Source organism: Duganella rhizosphaerae (assembly GCF_040364205.1).
Classification (GTDB): Bacteria; Pseudomonadota; Gammaproteobacteria; order Burkholderiales; family Burkholderiaceae_D; genus Rugamonas; species Rugamonas rhizosphaerae.
This window is the reverse complement of the sequence record NZ_BPWK01000021.1, coordinates 51426-76049: the sequence shown is the minus strand read 5'-3', so window position 1 is coordinate 76049 and position 24624 is coordinate 51426. Positions and strand designations below refer to the sequence as shown.

Genomic DNA, 24624 nt, shown 5'->3' with positions numbered 1-24624 from the left:
GTTCATTGGTTGAGGACTTTCTCTAGCGTTGCGCACAGCAGGTCGATGTCTTCCTGCGTGTGGACTTCGGAAAAGGCGTACAGGGCCGACTGGCCCAGCGCGGGGAAGGCGGCGCTCAGGTCATGGCCGCCAAAGACGCCCTGTTGCAGCAAGGCGGCGTTGATGGCGGCCACCGGCAGGCCGGTGTCGTCGAAGTTGACGACGAACTCGCGGAAGTGACAGCTGCCCGCATGCGTGACACGCACGCCGGGCAGGCTCGCCATGCGCTGCCTGGCGTAGGCGGTGCGCTGGGCGATGCCGGTGGCCAGTTCGGTCATGCCCTGTGGTCCCATCAGCGCGAGATAGACGCCGGCGGTGATGCCCCACAACGCGGCGGCGGTGCCGACGAATTCATTGCCGTTTTCGCGCTTGTCAAACGAGGTGCGGCTGTAGGCCACGTCGCCGAAGCCGTATTCGCCCGGCACGCTGGTCGGCACAATGCCGAACAGCCGGGATGGATACTGCATGACGATGGCGGGATCGTCGTGGCTGGCGATGAAGCCACCCTGGCCGCCGCCGTAGTTCATGTGCATGCCCAATGGCTGGATGTCGCCGCAGACGATGTCGGCGCCGTAATTGGCCGGCGGCGCCAGCACGCCCAGCGACACCGGATCGACACCGACCACGAACAGCGCGCCCACCGCGTGGGCGGCGGAGGCCAGCGCGGCGCCGTCGTCGATGGTGCCGAGGAAGGATGGGATGTCGACGTACAACGCGGCGGTATCTTGATCGAGCAGCTGCTTCACCGTGGCCAGGTCGAGCAGGCCGGTTTTCGGATCGAACGGCGCGGTGATGAAATCGAGATCGGCGCGGCCGTAGGTGTTCATCATGGACAGCTTGTCCGGGTTGACGTGGCCGGCCACGATGACGCGGCGGCGGCCAGTGTGGCGGCCGGCCATGCGCACGGCGGTGGCGGCGGCCTGCATGCCGTCGTACACCGGCACGTTGACCACGTCCATCTCCAGCAACGCGCCCATCATGCTGCAGTACTCGAACAGCGACTGGAAGCGGCCATGATCGTCATACGGTTCGCCGGCGTAGGCGGTGGCGAACTCGCTGCGGCCGTTGATCTCGTCGCAGACGGCCGGCACGTGGTGCTGGTAGCAGCCGCCGCCCAGGAAGCTGAGCTGCCCGGCGCAGTGGCTGTTCTTGCGCAGCAGGCCGTCCACGTGGCGCTTGAGGCGCGCCTCGGACAGATGCGGCGCGGCGATCGCCAGCGGCGCCTGCATGCGCAAGGCGGCGGGGATGTCGGCAAAGAAGTCTTCGGTGCTGGTGGCGCCCACGGCGCGCAACATGGCGTCGCGCACGGCGGGGACCGAGTTGGGGATGTAGGGGTGGATGAAGGGCTTGCCAGGTTCCATGTCATTTCCTGTTGATCGAGGGTGGATACCCCATCTTGTAGGAGCGAAATAACATTGACAAATGATCAGTATGCATGCGATACATTAGAAAAATTCATGCATGGAGAACGCCTTGGTTCATTCTTCCAGTCTGTTACGGCAGTTGAAAACGTTTGAAGTTACGGCGAGGCACATGAGTTTTACCCGTGCCGCCGATGAGTTGTGCATCTCGCAGGCGGCGGTCAGCCACCAGATCAAGACGCTGGAAGAGGCGCTGCAAATCAAGCTGTTCAACCGCATGACGCGGGCCATCGCACTGACCGGCGAAGGGGCGATTTTGCAACGCAGCCTGGTCGATGCCTTCGGCCGCATCGATCGTGTACTGGCGCAGTTGGCGCAGGGCGAGGGGCGCGCGCGCAAGCGGCTGACGGTGGCAGTGACGCCTGCCTTCAGCTCGCGCTGGCTGGTGCATCGGCTGGACCGTTTTCTGGCGGCGCATAGTCAGCTTGAAGTGCGGCTGGTGCATACGGTAATGCACACCGACCTGGGGCGCGACAGCATCGACCTGGCGATACGCTGGGGGGATGGCAAGTGGCCGGGCGTGGAGTGCGAGCGCCTGTTCGGCACCGAGCTGCTGCCGGTATGTTCACCGGCGATGTTGAAGGAAGGCCCGCCGTTGCTGGAGCCGTCCGATCTGGCGCATTACACGCTGCTGCACGAGGACAGCTGCGACGATTGGGAGCGCTGGTTCGAGCAGGCGGGTTTGGCGCCGTCGCTGGCGCTGCGCGGTCCGCTGATCGACGACAGCAATGCGCTGATGCAGGCGGCGCTGAACGGCCAGGGCATCGCGCTGGGCCGCATGGCGCTGATCCGCGACGACCTGCGGCGCGGCACCCTGGTCAGCCCGTTCAGCCAGACGCTGTCCACACAGGGCGCCTACTACATGTGCTGGCGCCCCACCCGCACGGAGCAGGAGGCGTTGACGTGGTTCTCGGATTTCTTGCGTGATGAGGCGCGTGAGCAGGAAAAGCATCTCGCCCTTACCTCGGAATCATGACGGCTGGAATTTCAACGCACCATTGCGCCTGCCGTAACAGGCGTTTGATTTTCCCTTGAGTCATGTCCCCCCAGATTTGGCCGTGATAAGGGTTCACGCGAATGGGATCATCGTAGATAGGATCAAACCCTATCATGAGTGTTTCTTGTCGAAAGTCTCGCGCGATAAATCGGACTGCACCAATCGCGGCAGGCGGGGGAAGCATGATCTGGACTTGTGGATCAAGTCCATCCTTCAGTATCAACTGCTCAAGGTCCACGGAGATACCGGTGGTTGGTGAACTAATTTTCAGTAGTAAAGAAGAGAGTCGACGTCCCCCCCTTCCCATCCGGGACCAGATGATGTTCCGTAACCTTCCGCAAAATGCCGTCGGTATCGTGTATTCCGTCGTGATCGTGCGGTGTTACGTTCCCATCTGCATCACGCGGCGGCGGGGATAACACCAGCGCCCTCGGTAATCACAAGCAGCCACTTTGCCACTTGAGAGAAATCCCTGGTAAGCGACAACTCCTCGTCATTCCCATAGTCAGTAAAGCTGACAAATGCGCGGACATCATACGGCTTCACAATGTGCAGTTCCAAATCTCCATGCACAGTATGCCATTCAATCTGAAGGTCCCCGGCAGATCCAGGGACAATTGCCGGCGTTGGAGTGTCCGCTCCACATATCTGCGATAGAAGCTGCGCCGCAAAATAGGTATTCTCGTAAGAGACCGCCACCCCTCGGTAGCCGTCCCAACCATACGTTAGCCGTCGCAGCGCATTAAGTTTAGCAAGGACGGCATCCATTAATGACGAACTGGATGCGCTCATGCTAATCGCTCGATCAACGGTCTGGGCTCGCTCGTGGCGTGTCACGGCTCCGGAAAATGTTGAGTTAGACATTTTTCATTCCCCATTTCTTATGCGCATATGGAGTAGTAATTTCTCGGAATTTTTTTACGATCTTGCTGCGACCACAAATCATAAAGTCCATTGCAGATGCCACGGTAGGCTCCAGCGGCGTTCCCCGAATCGAGATAGTCAGTCCGAATGTCGGCTTGCCTTTGGCATCAACCCCGGAGCCGCAGTCGATAAACATTCTGGCGTAAGGCGATCCATTGTCTCTCGTGAGAACATAGCGCAGGCTAATGCCTACGCTCTCTGGTTCCGCCGCGCTTCCAGCCCAAAGTGTGATCCACTTCGCGAGCGCTCTTTCAGCATCCGATTCGATCGCGATCTTATTGATGTACGAAATCTCGCATTGATTGACGACAAGCACCTGCTTTTCAAGCTTGCCAGCATATCCCTCAAGAAGAGAAAGTTCGTTGTTGTAAGCAGTGGCCATTGCTTCGAAGTGGGGATAAATTCCGGAACCCTCGACGTTGCGCCAATTATGCAGAAGCCGGTCTGGCTGAAATTGAATCAGTTGACTCCCTGCCGGATCCAAAAACCAAAATCGATCATGCAGCGGACCATCAATCAAGTTCAGCTGATTCATGGAGTTGATGGGCGCATGTCCTCCGAATATTTCAAACGAAGGAGGTAACGGTGAGCGCTCCTCAACGCGAGGATATCGATCACGATACAGCGCCCAGACTTCGCCGCATTTTATCTGCTGATAGCCAACAAGGGAGTCAAATTGAACACCAAGAACGACCTCATCGAGCGGAGGAGCGTCGAAGTCAGGCAAATCGGCAGGTCTGTTGAGAGGAATATTCATCAAGGGAACAATGACATGTTTAGAACACTATACTCCAATGATCCTGGACTGCAATCCACAACAACAACCAAAGCGCCTAGATTGGCAGTTCTGTCGCCGGCCGCGACGATACGCCCTGCGCCAATGCGGCAGCCTGTTCGGCGGCTTGCGCGCGCAGGAAGGCGGGACGCTGGCGCAGCCGCTGCCAGTAGGCGGCGACGGCTGGCGTGAAGGACGTGTGCAGTCCCAGCTGCTCGGCCAGCAACAGCGCGTAGCCAACCGAGACGTCGGCCGCCGTGAAGCGGCCAGCGCACAGGAATTCGTTTTGCTCCAGGCGCGGCGTCAACGTTTTCAGGCGCGATAAAAACCAGCGCGAATAATCCTCCACCACCTGCGGCTGCAAGCGCTCCGGCGATTCGAAGCGGCTGTAGCGCAGCACCAGCGTTTGCGGGAAGGTCAGCGTGGCTTCGCCGAAGTGCAGGTAGTTCAGCCATGCGCCGTAGTCCGCCTCGTCCAGCGCGACGTTCAGCCTTGCCGCCGGATGGCGCTCGGCCAGGTACTGGCAGATCGCCGCCGATTCCGTCATCCGCATGTCGCCATCGAAGAAGGTCGGCACGGTGCCGCAGGGATTGATGTCAAGGTAGGACTTGTCGTGCACGCGCGGCGGGAAGGCCAGCATGCGCAGTTCATACGGCAGTTCCAGTTCCTCCAGCATCCACAACGGACGGAAGGAGCGCGCAGCGATGCAGTGATAGAGGATCATGGCTTACTCCGCAATCCGTTTCAGCCATGCCACGAAGGCAGGGTTCGCGTCCGAAGGCTGGTCCTGGATAAATTTCTCTAGCTCGTCCGTCATTCCGAACAGCGCCCAGACAAGCGGCGCCAGGCGGAAGGCGGCGCTGTTCGCCTGCTCGGCATCGCGCAACAGTTGCAGGCTGCGCTCCTTGTATTCCGGCAGCACGTCCGATTTGTAGCCGCGGGCCTTGCCTAGGCCGGCGAGGTACATCAGTTTGGGAACCTCGGCCGTGGGCCAGTACAGCGACATGGTGAGCGGCCAGTCGAGTATTGAGCGCTCGCCCCACATCGCGGATTTCGGCAGTTGCCCATTGTCCAGCAAGGTCAGCATGAAGGACTGGCCCAGTTCGGTCAAATACGCCGCCATGGATTCGGATGCAGGGCGCTGATAGAACGCGTCCAGCGGCTGCTCGCGCTTGTGGCCGATGCGCGCCAGCAGGCGCTCTTCCAGCCACAGTACCAGCGCGCCAAGTTCATCTTCCGTCGCGCTGCCGCTTTCGCTTGTCTGCCTGGTGCGCGTGGCGCAGTCCCACAGATGCAAGGCGATGCTCCATCGGGCCGCCTTGCCTTCACCGGTACAGCCGACCTCGCCGGTCACGAAATATTTCATCCCTGCCGGCACGATGTCGAAGAGTGCATGGCCGTCGGTTTCGGTTCCCGCTACGACCGGGCCGCTGCCTTCCACGATCAGGATGTTACAGCTGGCGGCGTAGTCGCTCCAGTAATGCGCGGCTTCCGCGAAATACAGGGGAAACGCACGGGTGTAGCGTCCCAAATCATCCTCGCGCTGGGATTCGGCGCGCTCGGTTCCGTCGGTGATTTTTGTTAGCGCAAAGAAGCCGATCCCTGGAGCGCTTTCGGATTTCCTCGCGAACAGCCAGTCCACGTTGCGCAGGCCGTAGTGCCAGATCGGCTGGGTCAGCGACATGGTGGCGATTTTCAGGTTCGCCTGGTCGAGCGGCGCGGACTGCGACGATTGCTGGCGCATCTCCTGATACGCTTCGGCAAACTGATCGAGGTGCTGCTTGATCGGAGGGAAGCCCAGCGCGTACATGCGGCCAAGCAGCGCCTCGCCTTCGTCCACCCTGCCGAGTTCCTGGCAGGCGCGCAGCAGGTTGATGCCGGCCATCGGATCGTGTTGGTGTTCGTCGTAGGCCGGGCCTACCAGCTCCAGCATCAGCGGCAGCTGTCCGCTGTTGCCCATGTCGCCGGACATCATCATCAGCGCGTTGCCGTCGAAGCGGCCGCCGTTCAGCACGGCCGCGTACAGCGCGCGCGCCGCCGGAAATTCCTCTTTTTCCAGATGATGGCGCGCCAGCCACAATTGCGCGCGCCAGCTTCCCGGCAGGGCGGCAGCGGTTTGCAGCGCCTGCAAATAGCCGGCTTCGCCATCGCGCTCCTTCTGGATCGACGCCCACCACATCAAGCCGTTTTCCTGGTTCGGATCGGCCTGGACCGCGCGCCATAAGGTTTCATCCGCCAGCGCCTCGTCGCCGCGCTCGGCGTAGACCTTGGCCAGATTGGTCAGCAGCGTGCCGGTCTCGCCGACCTTCTCCATGCCGGCGCGCAGCGCGGCTTCGGCCGCGTCGCACTGGCCGTTCTTCAGCAGCACGATGCCCAGCAAGGTGTGGCTGCGCTCGGGCAGCGTATCGATTTTCAGCAGGCGCTCCGCCGCCCGCTGCAGGTCCGCTGCGAAGCCATCGTTGAGGCCCGAGAGTATCAAGTTGTAGAGTTCATCCGGCTTGTTCCACTGCTGATTCAGGCTCGGCAGGAACATCTTGTCATGCCACTCGTTGCGGCTGATGTTCAATTCGCGTCCGTAGGCGTCATAGACGGTGATCAGTTCCCCGCCGCCCTGTCGTGCTTCCGTAACTGGGGAGGAATCGGAAGCTTCGTTTTTTTTACCGGACAGGGCGGACAGGAGGCGTTTGAACATGGATGGTGGGGGTTGGTTGGTAAAGGTCGGCGCCTACTTGCCGATGCAGAAGCGGGAGAAGATCACACCCAGCAGATCGTCCGACGAGAACGCACCGGTGATGCCCGACAGCTGCACCTGCGCCAGCCGCAGCTCTTCCGCGAACAGCTCCAGCGACTGGTCGTTCTGCGCAGCGTGTTCGCCGGCGCGCTCCAGATGGGCGCCGGCGTTCTTCAGCGCGATCAGATGGCGTTCGCGCGCCAGGTACAGCGATTCGCCGGTCTGCTGCCATCCGGCGATGCGCAGCAGCTCGGCGCGCAGCAAATCAATACCGATATGCTCGTGCGCCGACAGGTACACATGCGTCGCATCCTCCATCGGATCGACGCCCGGCTTGTGGCCCGACAAGTCGATCTTGTTCCAGATGCGCAGCACCGGCACGCCCGGCGGGAAGGCGGCGACGATGCCCTCGTCCGCGCGCGACGGGCCGTGGTCGGCGTCCAGCAGGTGCAGGATGACGTCGGCCTTGCCGACCTCGCCCCAGGTGCGCTCGATGCCGATGCGCTCGACCACGTCCACGCCATCGTCGATCGCGCGGATGCCGGCGGTGTCGATGATGTTTAGAGGTATACCTTCAATCTGGATGGTCTCGGTGACTTTGTCGCGCGTGGTGCCGGCGATCGGCGTGACGATGGCTACGTCCGTGCCCGCCAGCGCGTTCAGCAGCGACGACTTGCCGACGTTGGGCTGGCCGACCAGCACCACGTTCAAACCCTCGCGCAGCAGCGCGCCTTGCGACGCCTGCTTGAACACCTGCTCCAGCGCTTGGACGATGCCGGCCAGCTGGCCGCGCGCGTCGGATTTTTCCAGGAAGTCGATTTCCTCTTCCGGGAAGTCCAGCGTGGCTTCGACCAGCATGCGCAGGCCGGTCACGCCGTCCACCAGCGCGTTGACCGTCTTCGAGAACGCGCCCGACAGCGATTGCGACGCCGACTTGGCGGCCGCTTCGGTGGAGGCGTCGATCAGGTCGGCCACGGCCTCGGCCTGCGCCAGGTCGAGCTTGTCGTTGAGGTAGGCGCGGCGGGTGAACTCGCCCGGCTCGGCCAGTCGCAGACCCAGCTCGGCGCCCGCCTCCAGCACGCGCGCCAGCAGCAGCTGCAGCACGATGGGGCCGCCGTGGCCCTGCAGTTCCAGCACGTCTTCCCCGGTGTACGAATGCGGCCCCTTGAACCAGATGGCGATACCCTGGTCGATCAGTGCGCCGTCGGCCTGCTTGAACGGGATGTAGGTGGCGTGGCGCGGCTGCAGGGCGGTAGCGCCAAACAGCGCGGTAATCAGCGGCTTGAGGTTCTTGCCGGAGGCGCGTACCACGCCGATGCCGCCGCGCCCTGGTGCGGTGGCGATGGCGGCGATGGGGGAAGAGTCGATATTCATAAGGCAATTGTAAAGTAAAAGTAGGCCGTTCAACCCCGTGTGCCTAAGCGAAACGCCAGCTTCGCCACTTAGGGGTCAGACCCCGTACGGGGTCTGACCCCACCGGGCAGTGCGGGGTAACGCCTGGCTATGCGGGGTAAAAAAAAAGCCCGCGATTAACACGGGCTTTTCTGCAACAAGCTGGCTATCAGGAGTTGGCGGCCGCTGGCGGCGCGAACTTCTTGGAGATCACGTACTGCTGACCGATCGACAGCACGTTGTTCACGACCCAGTACAGCACCAGGCCGGACGGGAAGAAGAAGAACATGACCGAGAATGCCAGCGGCATGAACAGCATCATCTTCGCTTGCATCGGATCGGCAGGCGCAGGGTTCAGCTTGGTGGTGATGTACATCGAGATCGCATACAGCACTGGCAGGATGTACCAAGGATCCGGCGCGGCCAGGTTGGTGATCCAGCCGATCCACGGCGCGCCGCGAATCTCCACCGACGCTTGCAGCACCCAGTACAGGGCGATGAAGACTGGCATCTGCACCAGGATAGGCAGGCAGCCGCCCAGCGGATTGATCTTCTCGGTCTTGTACAGTTCCATGGTGGCCTGGTTCATCTTGGCCGGATCGCCTTTGTAGCGCTCGCGGATCGCCTGCATCTTCGGCGTGACCAGTTTGACCTTGGCCATGCTGCGGTAACCGGCGGCCGACAGCGGGAAGAACGCCAGCTTGATCAGGATGGTGAAGGCGATGATGGTCCAGCCCCAGTTGCCCAGCACCTGGTGGATGTGGTCCATGACCCAGAAGATAGGCTTGGCGATGATGGTCAGCCAGCCGTAGTCCTTGACCAGGTCCAGGCCAGGCGTGACTTTTTCCAGCAGCTTCGATTCCTGCGGGCCGGAGTACAGCTTGGCCTCGTTGCTCACGGTGGCGCCCGGCGCCAGCGTACCCAGCTGCTGGATGGTGCCGATCGCGTACTGGTTGGTCGTCACTTTCTTGGTGAAGATGGTGCGCGCCAGCTTGTCCTGCGGGACGAAGGCGGAGACGAAGAAGTGCTGCGAGATCGCGAACCAGCCGTTGTCGGCCTTGGTCGGGTGATCCTGTACGGCGTCCTTGCCGGTCTTGGCGGCTTCGGCGGCTTCTTTTTCCAGCGTTTCGAACTTCAGCTTCTTGTAGTGGTCTTCGGCGGTGTACAGCGTCGGGCCGGTGTAGCTGCTGTTGAAGTAGGAGTCGCCGGCCGGCTTGTTGCCGTCGTGGACCAGCTGCAGATACAGCTCAGGCTTGACCGGAGCGGCGCCGACGTTGGTCACGTCGTGGCGCACGTCGATGGTGTAGTCGCCGCGCTTGAAGGTGTAGGTCTTGGTCAGCTTGACGCCGGCCGATTCCGCTTCCAGCACCAGTTGCACCTGGTTGGCGTCGCCCAGCATGCGCGGGCCAGGCTTGGCGACGAAGCCGGTCTGGTGGTTCGGCAGGCCGGCGGCGCCGATCAGGCCGGTTTGGGCCAGGTAGGTCTTGCCGGTGCCGGCGTCGACGTCGAACAGCACCTGGTTCTTGCTGGTGTCCACGCCGTCCTTGAACTTCAGCAGTTCCAGGCGCTTGATGGTGCCGCCCAGGGTGTCGACGTCGACACGGAACAGATCGGTGGTGACGGTGATGCGCTCACTCTTGAACGCCTCGGCCGCTGCGGGCGCGCCCGGCAGTGCGGACGCAGCTGAGCCAGCTGCGGCCGTCGCGGTGGCGGCCGGCAGGTCGGATTTCTTCGCTTCCGGGGCCTTGGCGGTCTGCGCCGGGGCGGGAGCAAACATGGAAGGCTTGCCTGTCGAGACCATCCAGTTGTTCCAAAGAACTACCAGCGACACGGCAAACACGATCCACAGGATGGTACGTTTATTGATATCCATTAGGCTATTTGTCAGGAGTGGTTGCAACCGCAAGCGGTCGTAGAAGAGGAATTCGTTTTGCCGTCCGCAGGGGGCACCGGATCGTGTCCGCCCGGATTCCACGGATGGCAGCGGCACACGCGCTTGGCCGCCAGCAGGCTGCCCTTGGCGGCGCCGTGCACCTGCAACGCTTCCAGCGCATAGTTCGAGCAGCTCGGATGGAACCGGCAGCTCGGCGCCATCAGCGGGCTGATGGCCAGCTGGTAAAAACGCAGCAGGAAGCGTAGCAGTTTTTTCATGATGCCACAGGTGGAGGCGGCGGCGTCGAAGGCAAGGCCGGTTTCGGCAGCTTGGCCACCTTGGCCTGCGCGAACAGACGTGCCAGTTCCACCCGCAAAGCCGCTTTCAGCTTGGCAGTGGTGGCCGGTCCGTCCTTGCTGTTGACCGGCTTGGCCAGGCGCACCAGGCAGTCGATCGCCGGCAGGCCGGTCTGGCGGAACAGTTCGCGGGTAACGCGTTTGATCGTGTTGCGCGTGACGGCGCGCGGCGCAAATCGCTTGGCCACAACGACGCCCAGCCGCGCATGCGGCAATTCATTCAGACGGGTGTAGAGCACGAAGTGCGCGCTTTTTTGGGTAGGGCGCAAACGAAAAACGGATGAAAATTCATCCGTTTTAACGATACGCCGAACGCGCGCGAAGTCGTGTGAACCTTCGCCTGTCGAGCCGCTTGAAATACAGCTTTCCACGCGATCAGCTAACAAGAGTTGGCTTATACAGCCAGACGCTTGCGGCCTTTGGCGCGACGTGCGTTGAGCACTTGACGGCCACCGCGGGTAGCCATACGTGCGCGGAAGCCGTGGGTACGCTTACGGCGTACAACGGAAGGTTGGTAAGTACGTTTCATGTTGGTCTCGCTAAAAGCAGAAAAAAATGCAAAATCGGGTTGTGGCCCCGTCAGTTTTTGGTGCCAATGACACTTCGCGCACCCATGCCAACGCTACCGGCACAAGCTGGGTCCATCTCATCGCCCGCTAAATCCACGCTTACTCCATATTGACGTTCATGTGAATAAACTAGGAATACGGGCGGGGAACCCTGAATTATCAACATTTCGGTCCCGCTTGTCAACAACTGATGGCCTCCGGCCGCCATTCGGCGACCGCCTAAAGTGCGAAAATAAGCATCGTGCCTGTGGATAACTTGGGCCGGCGAGAGTAGAATAGCGCGTTACGTGTGGCGAACCCAGGTTCGCCGACACCCTTATCAGCAGTAAAGAATAGATAAAGATTCATGGAAAATTTCTGGCAGACCTGCTCCGCCCAGCTGGAGCTGGAGCTGACGCCGCAACAATTCAGCGCGTGGATAAAACCGCTCATCCCCCTCGACTACGAGGCGGGCAAGTTGCGTGTGGCCGCGCCCAACCGGTTCAAGCTGGACTGGGTCAAGTCCCAGTTCGCCAGCCGCATCACGGCCCTGGCCTGCCAGTATTGGGAAGCGCCGACCGAGGTGCAGTTCGTGCTCGACCCGCGCCTGGCGCTGCCGAAAAAACCGGCGACCGTGGTGCCCGCGCCCGACTACAACGACGGCAACCCGAACGGCCACGCGCGCAACTCCGACCCGGTGCCGTCGGTGCCCGAGTTGCCGGCTTCGGCCGCGCCGCGCCGCGAGCAGAGTCGCATCAACACCGACCTGACCTTCGACAGCTTCGTCACCGGTAAGGCCAACCAGCTGGCGCGCGCCGCCGCGATCCAGGTGGCCAACAATCCGGGCGTGTCGTACAACCCGCTGTTCTTCTACGGCGGCGTCGGCCTGGGTAAGACCCACTTGATCCACGCGATCGGCAACCAGGTGATGGCCGACCAGCCGGGCGCCAAGATCCGCTACATCCACGCCGAGCAGTACGTGCGCGACGTGGTGACGGCTTACCAGCGCAAGGGCTTCGACGACTTCAAGCACTACTATCATTCGCTCGACATGCTGCTGATCGATGATATTCAATTCTTCGGCGGCAAGAGCCGTACGCAGGAAGAATTCTTCTATGCGTTCGAAGCGCTGATCGCTGCCAAGAAGCAGATCATCATCACCTCGGATACCTATCCGAAGGAAATCACCGGCATGGACGACCGCCTGATCTCGCGCTTCGATTCCGGCCTGACGGTGGCGATCGAGCCGCCGGAGCTGGAAATGCGCGTGGCGATTCTGCTCAAGAAAGCCAAGCAGGAAGGGGTTACCTTCTCGGACGACGTCGCCTTCTTCGTGGCCAAGCACCTGCGCTCCAACGTGCGCGAGCTGGAAGGCGCGCTGCGCAAGATCCTGGCGTACTCGCGCTTCCACGGCAAAGACATCACGATCGACATCGTGAAGGAAGCGCTGAAGGATTTGCTGTCGGTGCAGAACCGCCAGATCTCGGTGGAAAACATCCAGAAAACGGTGGCGGACTTCTTCAACATCAAGGTGGCCGACATGTACTCCAAGCGTCGCCCTGCCAACATCGCGCGGCCACGCCAGATCGCGATGTACCTGGCCAAGGAGCTGACGCAGAAGAGTCTGCCGGAGATCGGCGAGCTGTTCGGCGGCCGCGACCACACGACCGTGCTGCACGCCGTGCGCAAGATCGCGCTGGACCGCACCAAGAACCCGGAATGCAACCACGAGCTGCACGTGCTGGAGCAAACCTTGAAGGGCTAGCAAACGTCATTCCCGCGAAAGCGGGAATCCATACTGAGCGTCCTGGCCGGCGTTCTATGGGTTCCCGCCTGCGCGGGAACGACATAGTGGCGGACGGGTTGGTTTGGCTTTATGATCTAGGCAAAAATGCACGTCTGCTCACAAGGCAACATTGTTATAAAAATATCGTTTAATCTTTACTATTGAGGATAACTATGCAATTGGTCAAAACCACCCGAGATACCCTTCTCCGGCCACTGCAGATCGTGAGCGGTATTGTCGAGCGTCGGCACACTATGCCGATTCTGGCCAATATCCTCATCCGCAAAGAGGGCGAGAGCGTATCCTTCCTGTCGACCGACACCGAAGTCCAGATCACCACCAACGCCGAGATCGGTTCCGGCAGCGAAGTGACCGGCACCACCGTGGCCGCGCGCAAGCTGCTCGACATCCTGCGCGCGCTGCCTGAATCGGGCGACGTGACGATGACCCTGCTGAACAAGCGCCTGACGGTACAGACCGGCAAATCGCGCTTCGCGCTGCAGACGCTGGCCGCCGAAGAATTCCCGACCGTGCAGCAGGCCGACAGCTACAGCGCCTCCGTCACCTTGCCGCAGAAAACGCTGAAGCACCTGTTCAACATGGTGCACTTCTCGATGGCCCAGCAGGACATCCGCTACTACCTGAACGGCCTGCTGCTGGTCCTGGACGGCAAGAACGTGATCGCCGTGGCCACCGACGGCCACCGCCTGGCGTTCTGCCAGGTGGAGACCGAGCAATCGTTCGAACGCCAGGAAGTGATCATCCCGCGCAAGACCATCATCGAACTGCAGCGCCTGCTGGAAGAGAACGACGAGACCGTGCAGCTGGACATCGCCGCCAACCAGGTCAAGCTGACCTTCGCCGACATCGAGCTGATCTCCAAGCTGGTCGAGGGCAAGTTCCCCGACTACACGCGCGTGATCCCGAAAGGCTACAAGAACGAGTTCACGATCGGCCGCGATGAGCTGCTGCGTTCGCTGCAACGCGCCGCCATCATGACCAGTGACAAGTTCAAAGGCGTGCGCTGCATCATCACGCCGGGCAGCATGAAGATCAGCTCGACCAACGCGGACCAGGAAGAGGCCGTGGAAGAACTGGAAATCGACTACGGCGGCGACAGCGTCGACATCGGCTTCAACGTGACCTATCTGCTGGACGTGTTGAACAACCTGAAGTGCGACCAGGTCAACGTCGCGCTGGGCGATTCGAACTCGTCCGCGCTGATCTCGATCCCGGACAATGCCGACTTCAAGTACGTCGTCATGCCGATGCGTATATAAAAACGTAGCAGCAGCACCGTCATTCCCGCGCAGGCGGGAATCCATACTGAGCGATATAGGATACTCAGCATGGGTCCCCGCTTTCGCGAGGACGACGCAGTCCCCAGTAATTCGTCACATTGAGAAAGCAGCACATGTCCGCCATCCCAGAAGAGAATCCAGTACCAGTACCGGCCAAAACCGAAGAATACGGCGCCTCGTCGATCCAGATCCTCGAAGGTCTGGAAGCAGTCCGCAAACGACCCGGCATGTACATCGGCGACACCTCGGACGGCACCGGCCTGCACCACCTGGTGTTCGAAGTGCTGGACAACTCGATCGATGAATCGCTGGCCGGCCACTGCACGGAAATCCACGTCACCATCCACTCGGACAACTCGATCTCGATCACCGACAACGGCCGCGGCGTACCGACCGGCCTGAAGATGGACGACAAGCACGATCCGAAGCGCTCCGCCGCCGAGATCGTCATGACCGAACTGCACGCCGGCGGCAAGTTCGACCAGAACTCGTACAAGGTGTCGGGCGGCCTGCACGGCGTGGGCGTATCGTGCGTGAACGCGCTGTCGAAACTGCTGAAGCTGACCATCCGCCGCGACGGCAAGGTGCACTACATGGAGTTCGTCCGTGGCGTGCCGCAGAACCGCGAACTGGCGGAGAAGGACGGCTTCGCCGTCTCGCCGATCAAGGTCATCGGCGACACCGACAAGCGCGGCACCGACGTGCACTTCTGGGCCGACGAGGAAATCTTCAACCACGTTGAATTCCACTACGAGATCCTGGCCAAGCGTATCCGCGAACTGTCGTTCCTGAATAACGGCGTCAACATCAAGCTGACCGACCAGCGCAACGGCAAGGAAGAAATCTTCGCGTTCGAAGGCGGCACCCGCGGCTTCGTCGAGTACATCAACAAAGCCAAGACCGTGCTGCACCCGACCGTGTTCCAGGCCACCGGCGAACGCATGTCGGACCAGGGCACCAACATCTCGGTGGACGTGTCGATGCAGTGGAACGACGCCTACAACGAACAGGTGCTGTGCTTCACCAACAACATCCCGCAGCGCGACGGCGGCACCCACCTGACCGGCCTGCGCGCCGCGATGACCCGCGTCATCAACAAGTACATCGACGAGCAGGAATTCGCCAAGAAAGCGAAAGTGGAAATCTCCGGCGACGACATGCGCGAAGGCCTGACCTGCGTGCTGTCGGTCAAGGTGCCTGAGCCGAAGTTCTCGTCGCAGACCAAGGACAAGCTGGTGTCGTCCGAAGTGCGCGGCCCGGTCGAAGAGATCGTCGCCAAGACGCTGTCGGACTACCTGCAAGAAAAACCGAACGACGCCAAGATCATCTGCGGCAAGATCGTCGAAGCGGCGCGCGCGCGCGAAGCGGCCCGCAAGGCCCGCGACCTGACCCGCCGCAAAGGCATCATGGACGGCCTGGGCCTGTCGGCCAAGCTGGCCGACTGCCAGGAAAAAGATCCGGCGCTGTGCGAACTGTACATCGTCGAGGGTGACTCCGCAGGCGGCTCCGCCAAGCAGGGCCGCGACCGTAAGTTCCAGGCCATCCTGCCGCTGCGCGGTAAGGTGCTGAACGTGGAGAAGGCGCGCTTCGAAAAGATGCTGTCGTCGGAACAGATCACCACGCTGATCGCCACGCTGGGCACCTCGATCGGCCCGGACGAATTCAACGTCGAGAAGCTGCGCTACCACCGCATCATCATCATGACCGATGCGGACGTCGACGGCGCCCACATCCGCACGCTGCTGCTGACCCTGTTCTATCGCCAGATGCCGCAGCTGGTAGAGCGCGGCCACATCTACATCGCGCAACCGCCGCTGTACAAGGTCAAGGCCGGCCGCGACGAGCGCTACCTGAAGGATGACGCGGAAGAAGCGAGCTACATGATGAACGTGGCGCTGAACACCGCCGCGCTGATGCCGCGCGAAGGCGCCGATCCTATCGTCGGCGAACCGCTGGGCGAGCTGGTGCGTCAGTTCAACCTGGCCAACGTCATCATGACGCGTCTGACGCGCGTGATCGACCGTGCGGCGCTGACGGCCATCATGACTGGTGTGACGCTGGATCTGAGCACGCAGGAGCTGGCTGATGTATCGGCCCGCGCGCTGGTGGCGGAGATCAACGATATCGCGGTCAAAGTGACAGTGATTTCGGATGAGCTGTCCGAGAAGCACGCGCTGCGCATCGAGCGTATGCATCACGGCAACATCAAGGTCAGCTCGATCGACGCGGACTTCGTGCAGGGCGCGGACTACAACGTACTGGCCAGCGCGGCAGCCACGTTCAAGGGCCTGATCGGCGAAGGCGCCTACGTGCGCCGCGGCGAAGGCGAGCGCACCAAGGAATCGGCCGTTGTGGACTTCCACCAGGCGATGCAATGGCTGCGTGATGAGGCGGAACGTGTGGTGTCCAAGCAGCGCTACAAAGGTCTGGGTGAGATGAATCCGGATCAGTTGTGGGAGACCACCATGGATCCGACCGTGCGCCGGTTGTTGAAGGTGCAGATCGAGGATGCGATTGCGGCAGATCAGATCTTTACCACTTTGATGGGCGATGATGTAGAGCCGCGTCGGGCGTTTATCGAGAATAATGCTTTGCGGGCGGGCAATATCGACGTTTAAGCCAATGCAGGTGACTCAACTGGTAGCAATTTGTGGGTCATAAATTGCTACCAGTTTTTAGAAAGGCTCATGAATTTTCATGGGCCTTTTTCAATAGTTTCCTTGTTCAATCAATAGATCCTGACCAGCGATACAGTCATTGCAGCAAGCCCAAGAATAAGAAATCGCCAACCGCCAACCGGCGCAGCGGAGCACCCCGATGCTGAACCAACGACATTGCATCGTTCTCATCACTAAGGTGTGTGCAAGCGTGGCTGTTCGGTTAGAATCGTCGCATCATTGGAGAAGTGTATGCGTATAGAAGCAGTCGACCTATTTTGCGGCGTTGGCGGCCTCAGTTATGGCCTCAAAGCAGCGGGAATCAAGATAAAAGCAGGGTATGACACCGATACTAACTGCGAATTTCCCTATGAGAGCAATATTAAGGCCAAATTTCATAAAAAGAATGTGGAGTTGCTAAACGGCGAGTCGATTTTAAAGCACTATTCCAAAGGAACAGTTCGGTTGCTTGCTGGCTGCGCGCCCTGCCAACCGTTCTCAACGCTCGCACTGGGCAGAGACAATTCTGAAGATGCGAAATGGTCTTTGCTGGACCATTTCGCTCGCCTGATTGAAGAGACGCAGCCGGAGCTGGTGTCGATGGAAAACGTACCGCGCGTTACCAATCATGCCCCCTTCAAAAAATTCATAGCGACGCTGACACGTAACAATTACCATTTCGACTGGAAGCGCGTCCGTTGTGCAGACTATGGCATCCCGCAAGAGCGGCGCCGATTCGTACTAGTTGCATCCAAGTTGGGTGAAATCAAGATTCCTGGCCCCACTACCAAGAAAGCGATTACCGTCAAGGAAGCGATCGGCCATCTGCCTAAAATTAAAGCTGGAGAAACTTGCGGCACCGACCCGATGCACAAGGCCAGATCACTGACGCCAATTAATCTTAAACGCATTAAAGCCTCCCAGCCTGGCGGCACTTGGCTCGACTGGCCCGAGGATCTGCGGGCGCCGTGCCACAAAGCGGATTCCGGTAAATCCTTCAAAAGCGTCTACGCGCGTATGAAATGGAACGTGCCATCGCCAACCATTACGACGCAGTCCTATAACTTCGGTACAGGCAGGTTTGGGCACCCGGAACAACATCGCGCGATTACCCTACGCGAAGCAGCTATTCTACAATCGTTCCCCGACGACTATCAATTCGTCGGCCCTGACGTGCCGATAACATTCTCCTCAGTAGGCAGAATGATCGGCAATGCAGTGCCGCCAGCGCTCGGCAAACTTGTTGGCGACATTTTCAAAGCTCACCTCAAACAATTGGAGATAAAATCCTGATGGCCGACCTCAAGTTTCGCATCGAACTGAACGTTCTGAATCATCTTGGCATCGGCCTATACAGCTCGACCCCCGCAGTGGTCAGCGAGGTCATCTCCAATGCTTGGGACGCAGATGCGGCCGAGGTCAAAATCCAACTCAAATCCGACGATGACGAAATCATCGTTGACGACGACGGGCACGGCATGACGGAAGACGCCGTGCTAAACAAGTTCCTAAAGGTTGGATACACGCGACGCCTTCGAGAGAAGAACAAGTCAATGAGCCAAAGCGGCAAACGCCGGGTCATGGGCAGAAAAGGCATCGGCAAGCTCGCCATGTTTTCGCTTGCCAACTCGATTGAGGTCGTCACCAAGGCGGAAGGAACAGATGCGGTTGCATTCAAGATTGACGTCAAAAAGCTGAAGGCGATGACCAGTGGCTCGGAGGATGCCGTTGACTACCCAGTCGAGAGGATCGATGTCCCTGCCGATTTCACGAAACCGATGGGAACGCGTATTCGCTTGACCGATCTAAACTCAAAGATTAACAAGACTGAGGAATATCTCCGCCCGCGGCTTGCGCGACGATTCGGCGTTTTTGCCGATACCTTCAAGGTCGAATTGAATGGTAAAGCCCTTACGCGATCTGAAGCCTCTCTCTACAAAGATCTGCAATTCCTGTGGTTCTTCGATACGGTCGCTCGGGATGAAGTCCTCAAAATCGCGCCCGCAGTTGCGACGAGGACCGACGAGGAGGGGAATATCGAACACTTTGCCGCCAGCCTGCCGGCAATCCTAAAGGTCGGGGGCGTTGACGTGGAAGTAAAGGGCTTTATCGGGACCGTCGACACCCCTTCCAAGCTGGGACGTGGAGACGAAAGCCTCAACAAGGTTTCCATCTTCGCCAACGGCCGCTTGTTTCAAGAGGATATTCTGTCCGAACTTGGCGATGCGCGCTACTTCAACAATTACATCTTCGGTGAGGTGCAGGCCGATTTCTTAGATTCCGACGACACGGATCGCGCCACAGCCAGCCGCGAGGCCATCAAGCACGATGACGCTCACTTTCAGGCGCTGCGTTCGCATCTGGTCATCGTAATGCGCCAAATCCGGGACGAATGGGATGACTGGCGCCGAGAGCTGGGTTACACGAAGACCGCTACTCCAAATCCAAACATCGTCGAATGGCTTGACAGCTTCACCGATCAGCGCGACCGAAAGGCTGCGGACCGCATCATGACATCAATCGGCAACGTCTCGGTCTCCAATGACCCTATCCAAAATCAAGAAGCCCAACGCTTGCTGTATCGCAGCGCGATCGTAGGTTTCGAAAAATTGCGAGCACGACAACGCCTCGATGAGCTAGACAAGATCACCGACGTACTTAGCCCGGAGTTTCAGGCAATCTTCGCGACACTCGACGACATCGAGGAAAGCTATTACCTCGACATCACAAAGCAGCGTCTAGAGATCATCCGCAAATTCGACGTAGAAATTGTAGATGCGAAAAAGCTTGAAAAAGTGGCGCAAAAATACTTGTTTGATCATTTGTGGTTGCTCGATCCGTCATGGGATCGCGTCAAAGGCACTGAAGCGATGGAAGTGACGATGACCGCCGAGCTGAAGCGCGCGTGCCCCGAAGCCGAAGTTGGTGCTCGGCTGGACATCGCCTACCGCACAACGGCAGGTGCGCACATCATTATCGAACTCAAGCGGCCTGGGTTGACTTTGAAGATGACCGATCTCGAAATGCAGGCGCGAAAATATGTTGAGGCGATGGAGCAATATTACCGTGACCATCCAGATTTCCTCGCCAAACTGGGTGGACGAGTCCCCGGAATCCAAATATTCCTACTGATTTCTACTGCCCCGCCGATCTCGCAGAAACAGCAGGAGGCCCTCAATGCCTACAACATCAAAATTCTGACCTACAAGGGCTTGATTGAATCTGCTAAGGCGTCCTACCAGAACTACTTTGACGTCAAGACCACGGTCGGCAAGCTTGAAACGATCCTGAGTAAGCTATAACGACCTACAGCTTGCGGCGCTCATCAAACAACCGCAAGCTCAACTAGCCTTGTAATGACCCAACGAATGTAGTTTTCAAAATTCTCTAAGTTTCCATTCGTTTTGATCTTCGATATTTACGATGAACCGAGTTTCGGCGCGCTGCCAGCAGGTCCCAGGAACACATGCAAATCTTCTTCCAGCGCCGCTAGATCGCCAAGCTGGCACTCCCACACGACATGCACCTGCCATCCGGCCTGTCGCAAGGCATCGTAGCTACGCGCATCGCGCGCCTTATTGCCATTGAGTTTATCGCTCCAGAACTCCACCCGCGACTTCGGAATACGCGCCAGGTTGCAGTTGTCGTGTAAGTGCCAGAAACAGCCGTGAACGAAGATAACTTTCTTCCGCCCGGGAAAGACCAGGTCCGGCGATCCGGGCAGGGTCCGCACATGCAGACGGTACCGGTAGCCGGCTGCGAACACCAGTTTGCGCACGATGAGTTCGGGACGTGTGTTCTTGCCCCGTATCCGTGCCATCAACGCGCTGCGCGCCGCCTGGTCTATCGAATCGACCATGTCGTCCTCCACTCCCTTCATCCTGATTAGAGCAAAGATCGCAGGTCTCACAGAATATTCAAGAGTGTTCTGATAAAACACAAGAAAGTCGCACCAAATACTGTTTAAACACACAGTATAATTGACGCAATTTGTGTCTCATCGGCAGTTGACGGAGTTGGTTGAGGTCCGGCATTGCTTTATACTGCTGCAGTTCCAGTTGGCTAACGCGCCGGGCCGGGCCGGGAGCATCGCGCTAACAGATTACGTCTGGTTGGAGCTAAATCGATTCAATCCAACCGTATTAAAAAAAACACCATGTACAAGCAGCCCCTCTCCTCCGCGCTTCACACAGAACACCTTGTGTTGGCTCCACGCCCTCTAGAATCGATCGAGCTTTTTGCGGGCGCGGGAGGTCTGGCTCTCGGATTTTCCAGTAACGATGTGCATCACAAGGCAGTGGTCGAGTGGAACACACATGCATGCAATACCATACGGCACAATAAAAAGCTCAAGGTCGCTCCGATCAGCCATTGGCCGGATGTGACGGAAGGTGACGTCAGAGAATTCAAGTACGACACTTTTAAGGGCATTGATCTGATCACAGGTGGGCCACCTTGCCAGCCTTTTTCGATGGGTGGGAAGCACGGCGGCTTCCTGGACGAACGAGACATGTTCCCGCAAGCCGTACGTGCGGTACGTGAGACAAAGCCGCGCGCTTTCGTCTTTGAGAATGTCAAAGGTCTGAAGCGGGCCGCCTTCTCAGACTACTTCAACTACATCATGCTTCAGCTTGAGTTCCCTTCTTTGGTGGCGAAAGCCAAAGAGCAATGGACCGAGCATCTGGCCAGACTGCAAAAGCAAAAGGCCACTGGCAAGGGCAGCGAATACAGGGTCTACGAACGCTTGGTGAACGCAGCGAACTATGGCGTGCCGCAAAAGCGCATGCGCGTGTTCTTCGTCGGCTTCCGCGTCGACGAGAACAAGGTGTGGACCTTCCCGGCCGAAACCCACAGCAGCGATGCGCTGTTGCTGTCGCAATGGGCAAAGGGTGGCGACTATTGGAAGCGGCACAAGGTCGCGCTGAAAGACCGTCCGGAGAGGCCTGAGGGTGTCGACAAGAAGATCCGCATACTGTTGGATTCGGATCCCGACGCCAACGTTCTGCCGTGGGAGACAGTGCGCGATGCGATCTCCGATCTACCTGATCCTGAGCGTTATCCAAACAATCGTGATTTCCAGGCACATCGTTTTCAGCCTGGCGCACGTACATATGTCGGGCATACCGGCAGTCCCCTTGATGAGCCAGCGAAAGCGCTGAAGGCTGGCGATCACGGAGTGCCAGGTGGTGAGAATATGCTGCGTCGTCCTGACGGCTCCGTGCGATATTTCACGATCCGCGAGTCCGCGCGCATCCAGACCTTCCCGGATAATTTTCTCTTTGAGGGCTCGTGGTCCGAAATCATGCGCCAGCTAGGCAACGCAGTGCCTGTGCGGCTAGCGGATGTGATGGCGGAAGCTGTCTGCGATTTGCTCAGAGAGTAAATCGCAATTCGGATCTAAGGCGTCAGCTCTATCCCATATTGGTAGTGCTTGGCGGTTTTGTAGAGCACCATGCCGTAGCTGATGATCGCGCCTTTCCAGCCTTCGCCAAGGAAGGTGACGGCGGCCTGGAGCAGGTGCCGCGCGCTGCGGTCCTCATCCGCCAGAATAATGGTTTTTTCGAGCTCTTCTGCCGGCACATCGAAGCGGAAAACGTAGGGCAGTTGCGCTTTCATCGCGTTGAACATTTCGCCCAGCTGGATCCTGTTCTGTTCATCCGTTTTCAGATTGATCTTGAAGTCATCGATGATCGGGTAGGTTTGGTCGAACTTGCCTGGCTTGGTGGTATCGCGTTCCTTGCCGGGATCCTTGGGACCGAAGCCGCCGCCGTTCCACATGTCCTTGTGCTCTTCCTTGAACATCGAGATGAGTATGCCTTCGTTGGCTGCGGTACTCATGCTCTTGTCCAGCAGTAGCGACTTGTATCCGATTGCTTGGGCATCGATACCTTGTCGGCCCAGGAGTTTAGTCAAGTGTTGCGACAACCTGTCGGCCACGTTGATGGCCTTGCCGACGTACTTTGGAATGCCTTGGTAATGCACTACGTAGACGCCTTGCTGGGAGTCCACTTCACGTTGATAGCGCGTTAAATCCAACAACGATTCCTGGCTCAAGACCGTCTCGTTCAGGCCCTCCAACTTTTCTTTCAGTTGGAGGGAGACGGTTTGCAGGAAGTCGAAAACGTAGAGAGAGTGCAATTCGATAGACTTTCAAGAGATGTTTGCCAGGAAATATACCTGCTCATGCTACCTGATCATCGCTTGATGGGGGGAACAGATTCTATTCTGAGGAGAAGGTGCCGATCGTCGAGATCAGCGTGGCGCCGCAACTAGTCTTGTCGCCGTCGTATGCCACCGCTTTGCCGTTGACCATGTGCTTGGCATTGCCGCTTACGATCGTGCAGTTCTGATGACCATAGATAGGGCAAATACACTTATCGCCGATCAGCGCTACAGGCTTGCCGCTTACGGTGATATGGGGGGCACCGCTTTCTACAACTTGACCACCGTGTGAGGTGGGATCCCCTAACCGAATGATATTAGCCATTTAGTTCTCCTGAATGTCCCGATCAACGCCGTTAGCTGCACTGTCGAGGCGATCCGGCTTCAGCTGGCTCTGCGTTGGCGAATCAATCTCTACACGAGTTCAGACCGTCGAATTTTCGGTATTGAACCTCGGCGACTCAAGTGTAATTTTTTCCATATCGACTTCTGCCCGGGCAGCATAGCCTGAGGCATCACACTACCGTCGGCGAAGTATTGACACTCTCCGAGTTACGCTTGTGTTTTTTCGTCACCGTCCACGCATGCCCACCAGCCGCTTTGAGGACATACAGTGCCTGCCATTACCAGCATACCTAAGAGTTAGGCCTTCAAATAGTCGGCAATCCCTGTCCGCTTTCAGCAACCGGCCGCACCCGGATTGACTTTGTTACTCGATCCCAAAGCATCATCGCCTCCTCGTCGGTAATGCTCGGCTTCACTCGCCCTGCTTTATTATTCTCGACACCGGTGTGAAGCTTGACGTCGAGCACGGGCAAGTATGCATTCTTAGGCTCACCTTGGCTGAGGAACACAAATTCATGAGACTCTTCTTCGGTCACTTGAGCGGGTTTCCTTGCCAAAATCTCGAAGCCGCTCCAGTTTCCGATCTTGCGTTGCCCGCGACGTAGAATTTTTATGCGTGAGTACCAGTCACCATTTCCAGCTCTCTTTGCGTCATCTTCTGCTTGTCGTAGACGGGGTTCAATAGCATCGGACTCAACCAAGAAATCCTTCTTGATCGCGGCGATCGAAAAATGTACGTCAGGGTGTTCAACTAGTCTTATGCCCAGCCGAAAATTTTCATGTGTCAGCTCTTCGGAATCGCGAATGAACCCGCCATCCACACATAGCCCTGGCTCAGAAGGAATCTCTAACTCCGCACGAGATCGCAACAGTCGAGCAACAGAGTTCAATTTCTGGACTGACTTCTCGTACTCGGCCTTCTCCCCATAAGGGTTTACTTTCTGAACAAAGAGATCGTCACCTACGGAAAGGTAAGATTCGATTCGATAAAAATCTCCGCCGCCGGGACTAACCCCGAATACGATTTTTTGATGTGTGACGGCACCATTGATGGCCTTACCCAGCATAGAATCCTGGTCACGCAAGTGGTCATAAGCGCGGTAACGTTCCCTTTCTATCTCAGCCAACCGAGTTACAATTATTTCCTTCATATTTGCGGCCTTCCCAGGATGACGCTCCAAGGAAAGAGGAGCCTCAGTGGGCCCATAGACTACTTGAGCAGACAGAGGTACATCAATCAGAAACCGGCCAAAACATACCGTCTTTGTTTTATCAAATAGATGCTCGAGAACTGGAGATGAAGTAGTCATGTTTCTT

At 58.6% G+C, this 24624-nt stretch carries 21 protein-coding genes; 7 read left to right on the top strand and 14 right to left on the bottom strand.

Translation table 11 applies throughout. The annotated features are described in order from the left end of the window. Positions 1-2: 2 nt before the first annotated feature. Positions 3-1400 (bottom strand): aminomethyl-transferring glycine dehydrogenase subunit GcvPA, encoded by a 1398-nt coding sequence (gene gcvPA, locus RUGAMON1_RS29900; protein WP_445233926.1) that lies wholly within the window; start codon positions 1398-1400, stop codon positions 3-5. 100 nt (positions 1401-1500) lie between these two features. Between gcvPA and gcvA the strand changes: the two genes are divergently transcribed. Further along, positions 1501-2436, top strand: a complete 936-nt coding sequence (gene gcvA / locus RUGAMON1_RS29895; protein ID WP_445233925.1) for a transcriptional regulator GcvA — start codon at positions 1501-1503, stop codon at positions 2434-2436. 420 nt (positions 2437-2856) lie between these two features. On the opposite strand, the gene RUGAMON1_RS29890 is transcribed toward gcvA, so the two are convergent. From RUGAMON1_RS29890 to rpmH, 9 genes are all read right to left on the bottom strand, one after another. Further along, complete coding sequence (locus RUGAMON1_RS29890; protein ID WP_445233924.1) at positions 2857-3249, bottom strand: hypothetical protein; 393 nt, start codon at positions 3247-3249, stop codon at positions 2857-2859. Positions 3250-3313: 64 nt separating this feature from the next. Then, positions 3314-4138, bottom strand: coding sequence for a TIGR04255 family protein (locus RUGAMON1_RS29885; protein WP_445233923.1), 825 nt, complete (start codon positions 4136-4138; stop codon positions 3314-3316). A 76-nt stretch (positions 4139-4214) separates the two neighbouring features. Next, complete coding sequence (locus tag RUGAMON1_RS29880; RefSeq protein ID WP_445233922.1) at positions 4215-4880, bottom strand: glutathione S-transferase family protein; 666 nt, start codon at positions 4878-4880, stop codon at positions 4215-4217. 3 nt (positions 4881-4883) lie between these two features. Next, positions 4884-6848 (bottom strand): tetratricopeptide repeat protein, encoded by a 1965-nt coding sequence (locus RUGAMON1_RS29875; RefSeq protein ID WP_445233921.1) that lies wholly within the window; start codon positions 6846-6848, stop codon positions 4884-4886. A 33-nt stretch (positions 6849-6881) separates the two neighbouring features. Then, a complete protein-coding gene (gene mnmE / locus RUGAMON1_RS29870; RefSeq protein WP_445233920.1) occupies positions 6882-8261 on the bottom strand; it encodes a tRNA uridine-5-carboxymethylaminomethyl(34) synthesis GTPase MnmE in 1380 nt (459 codons plus the stop codon). Positions 8262-8448: 187 nt separating this feature from the next. Then, the gene (gene yidC, locus RUGAMON1_RS29865) at positions 8449-10152 is read right to left on the bottom strand and encodes a membrane protein insertase YidC (RefSeq protein ID WP_445233919.1); all 1704 of its coding nucleotides are present in this window, start codon (positions 10150-10152) and stop codon (positions 8449-8451) included. A gap of 11 nt (positions 10153-10163) precedes the next feature. After that, positions 10164-10430: a membrane protein insertion efficiency factor YidD gene (yidD, locus tag RUGAMON1_RS29860; protein ID WP_445233918.1), complete on the bottom strand. Its 267-nt coding sequence runs from the start codon at positions 10428-10430 to the stop codon at positions 10164-10166. Continuing rightward, positions 10427-10867, bottom strand: coding sequence for a ribonuclease P protein component (gene rnpA, locus RUGAMON1_RS29855; protein ID WP_116994020.1), 441 nt, complete (start codon positions 10865-10867; stop codon positions 10427-10429). Before rnpA ends, yidD begins: the two co-directional genes overlap by 4 nt. 35 nt (positions 10868-10902) lie before the next feature. Beyond that, the gene (gene rpmH, locus RUGAMON1_RS29850) at positions 10903-11037 is read right to left on the bottom strand and encodes a 50S ribosomal protein L34 (RefSeq protein WP_040378179.1); all 135 of its coding nucleotides are present in this window, start codon (positions 11035-11037) and stop codon (positions 10903-10905) included. Positions 11038-11423: 386 nt separating this feature from the next. Between rpmH and dnaA the strand changes: the two genes are divergently transcribed. From dnaA to RUGAMON1_RS29825, 5 genes are all read left to right on the top strand, one after another. Continuing rightward, positions 11424-12821 (top strand): chromosomal replication initiator protein DnaA, encoded by a 1398-nt coding sequence (gene dnaA, locus RUGAMON1_RS29845; protein WP_332855481.1) that lies wholly within the window; start codon positions 11424-11426, stop codon positions 12819-12821. Positions 12822-13015: 194 nt separating this feature from the next. Continuing rightward, positions 13016-14122 (top strand): DNA polymerase III subunit beta, encoded by a 1107-nt coding sequence (gene dnaN, locus RUGAMON1_RS29840; protein ID WP_008453129.1) that lies wholly within the window; start codon positions 13016-13018, stop codon positions 14120-14122. 134 nt (positions 14123-14256) lie between these two features. Beyond that, positions 14257-16761 (top strand): DNA topoisomerase (ATP-hydrolyzing) subunit B, encoded by a 2505-nt coding sequence (gene gyrB / locus RUGAMON1_RS29835; RefSeq protein WP_445233917.1) that lies wholly within the window; start codon positions 14257-14259, stop codon positions 16759-16761. A 291-nt stretch (positions 16762-17052) separates the two neighbouring features. Beyond that, positions 17053-18093 carry a DNA cytosine methyltransferase gene (locus RUGAMON1_RS29830; RefSeq protein ID WP_445233916.1) on the top strand — a complete coding sequence of 347 codons (1041 nt, stop codon included), beginning with the start codon at positions 17053-17055 and terminating at the stop codon, positions 18091-18093. Continuing rightward, positions 18093-20102 (top strand): BbrUII/HgiDII family restriction enzyme, encoded by a 2010-nt coding sequence (locus RUGAMON1_RS29825; protein ID WP_445233915.1) that lies wholly within the window; start codon positions 18093-18095, stop codon positions 20100-20102. The genes RUGAMON1_RS29830 and RUGAMON1_RS29825 overlap by 1 nt, the downstream gene beginning before the upstream one ends. 116 nt (positions 20103-20218) lie before the next feature. Here RUGAMON1_RS29825 and RUGAMON1_RS29820 read toward each other — a convergent pair whose 3' ends face one another. Continuing rightward, the gene (locus tag RUGAMON1_RS29820) at positions 20219-20659 is read right to left on the bottom strand and encodes a very short patch repair endonuclease (RefSeq protein WP_445233914.1); all 441 of its coding nucleotides are present in this window, start codon (positions 20657-20659) and stop codon (positions 20219-20221) included. 297 nt (positions 20660-20956) lie between these two features. Between RUGAMON1_RS29820 and RUGAMON1_RS29815 the strand changes: the two genes are divergently transcribed. Continuing rightward, entirely contained in the window at positions 20957-22183 is a 1227-nt protein-coding gene (locus RUGAMON1_RS29815) for a DNA cytosine methyltransferase (RefSeq protein WP_445233913.1), read from the top strand. 14 nt (positions 22184-22197) lie between these two features. On the opposite strand, the gene RUGAMON1_RS29810 is transcribed toward RUGAMON1_RS29815, so the two are convergent. The 3 genes from RUGAMON1_RS29810 to RUGAMON1_RS29800 all read right to left on the bottom strand — a co-directional run bounded on the left by RUGAMON1_RS29810 (position 22198) and on the right by RUGAMON1_RS29800 (position 24617). Then, positions 22198-22854, bottom strand: a complete 657-nt coding sequence (locus RUGAMON1_RS29810) for a GIY-YIG nuclease family protein (protein WP_445233912.1) — start codon at positions 22852-22854, stop codon at positions 22198-22200. A gap of 166 nt (positions 22855-23020) precedes the next feature. Then, on the bottom strand, positions 23021-23287 hold the full coding sequence (locus RUGAMON1_RS29805) for a PAAR domain-containing protein (protein ID WP_445233911.1): 267 nt from the start codon (positions 23285-23287) through the stop codon (positions 23021-23023). A 325-nt stretch (positions 23288-23612) separates the two neighbouring features. Beyond that, the gene (locus RUGAMON1_RS29800) at positions 23613-24617 is read right to left on the bottom strand and encodes a T6SS immunity protein Tli4 family protein (protein ID WP_445233910.1); all 1005 of its coding nucleotides are present in this window, start codon (positions 24615-24617) and stop codon (positions 23613-23615) included. Between the last annotated feature and the right edge of the window lie 7 nt (positions 24618-24624).

What these genes read in the sequence shown, in the direction of transcription:
- RUGAMON1_RS29830 (WP_445233916.1), top strand. Translation starts at nt 17,053, where the DNA reads ATGCGTATAGAAGCAGTCGACCTATTTTGCGGCGTTGGCGGCCTCAGT.
- mnmE (WP_445233920.1), bottom strand. Translation starts at nt 8,261, where the DNA reads ATGAATATCGACTCTTCCCCCATCGCCGCCATCGCCACCGCACCAGGG.
- yidD (WP_445233918.1), bottom strand. Translation starts at nt 10,430, where the DNA reads ATGAAAAAACTGCTACGCTTCCTGCTGCGTTTTTACCAGCTGGCCATC.
- gyrB (WP_445233917.1), top strand. Translation starts at nt 14,257, where the DNA reads ATGTCCGCCATCCCAGAAGAGAATCCAGTACCAGTACCGGCCAAAACC.
- RUGAMON1_RS29815 (WP_445233913.1), top strand. Translation starts at nt 20,957, where the DNA reads ATGTACAAGCAGCCCCTCTCCTCCGCGCTTCACACAGAACACCTTGTG.
- dnaN (WP_008453129.1), top strand. Translation starts at nt 13,016, where the DNA reads ATGCAATTGGTCAAAACCACCCGAGATACCCTTCTCCGGCCACTGCAG.
- RUGAMON1_RS29800 (WP_445233910.1), bottom strand. Translation starts at nt 24,617, where the DNA reads ATGACTACTTCATCTCCAGTTCTCGAGCATCTATTTGATAAAACAAAG.
- RUGAMON1_RS29805 (WP_445233911.1), bottom strand. Translation starts at nt 23,287, where the DNA reads ATGGCTAATATCATTCGGTTAGGGGATCCCACCTCACACGGTGGTCAA.
- RUGAMON1_RS29880 (WP_445233922.1), bottom strand. Translation starts at nt 4,880, where the DNA reads ATGATCCTCTATCACTGCATCGCTGCGCGCTCCTTCCGTCCGTTGTGG.
- yidC (WP_445233919.1), bottom strand. Translation starts at nt 10,152, where the DNA reads ATGGATATCAATAAACGTACCATCCTGTGGATCGTGTTTGCCGTGTCG.
- dnaA (WP_332855481.1), top strand. Translation starts at nt 11,424, where the DNA reads ATGGAAAATTTCTGGCAGACCTGCTCCGCCCAGCTGGAGCTGGAGCTG.
- RUGAMON1_RS29825 (WP_445233915.1), top strand. Translation starts at nt 18,093, where the DNA reads ATGGCCGACCTCAAGTTTCGCATCGAACTGAACGTTCTGAATCATCTT.
- gcvA (WP_445233925.1), top strand. Translation starts at nt 1,501, where the DNA reads ATGGAGAACGCCTTGGTTCATTCTTCCAGTCTGTTACGGCAGTTGAAA.
- RUGAMON1_RS29890 (WP_445233924.1), bottom strand. Translation starts at nt 3,249, where the DNA reads ATGAGCGCATCCAGTTCGTCATTAATGGATGCCGTCCTTGCTAAACTT.
- rpmH (WP_040378179.1), bottom strand. Translation starts at nt 11,037, where the DNA reads ATGAAACGTACTTACCAACCTTCCGTTGTACGCCGTAAGCGTACCCAC.
- RUGAMON1_RS29875 (WP_445233921.1), bottom strand. Translation starts at nt 6,848, where the DNA reads ATGTTCAAACGCCTCCTGTCCGCCCTGTCCGGTAAAAAAAACGAAGCT.
- RUGAMON1_RS29820 (WP_445233914.1), bottom strand. Translation starts at nt 20,659, where the DNA reads ATGGTCGATTCGATAGACCAGGCGGCGCGCAGCGCGTTGATGGCACGG.
- RUGAMON1_RS29885 (WP_445233923.1), bottom strand. Translation starts at nt 4,138, where the DNA reads ATGAATATTCCTCTCAACAGACCTGCCGATTTGCCTGACTTCGACGCT.
- gcvPA (WP_445233926.1), bottom strand. Translation starts at nt 1,400, where the DNA reads ATGGAACCTGGCAAGCCCTTCATCCACCCCTACATCCCCAACTCGGTC.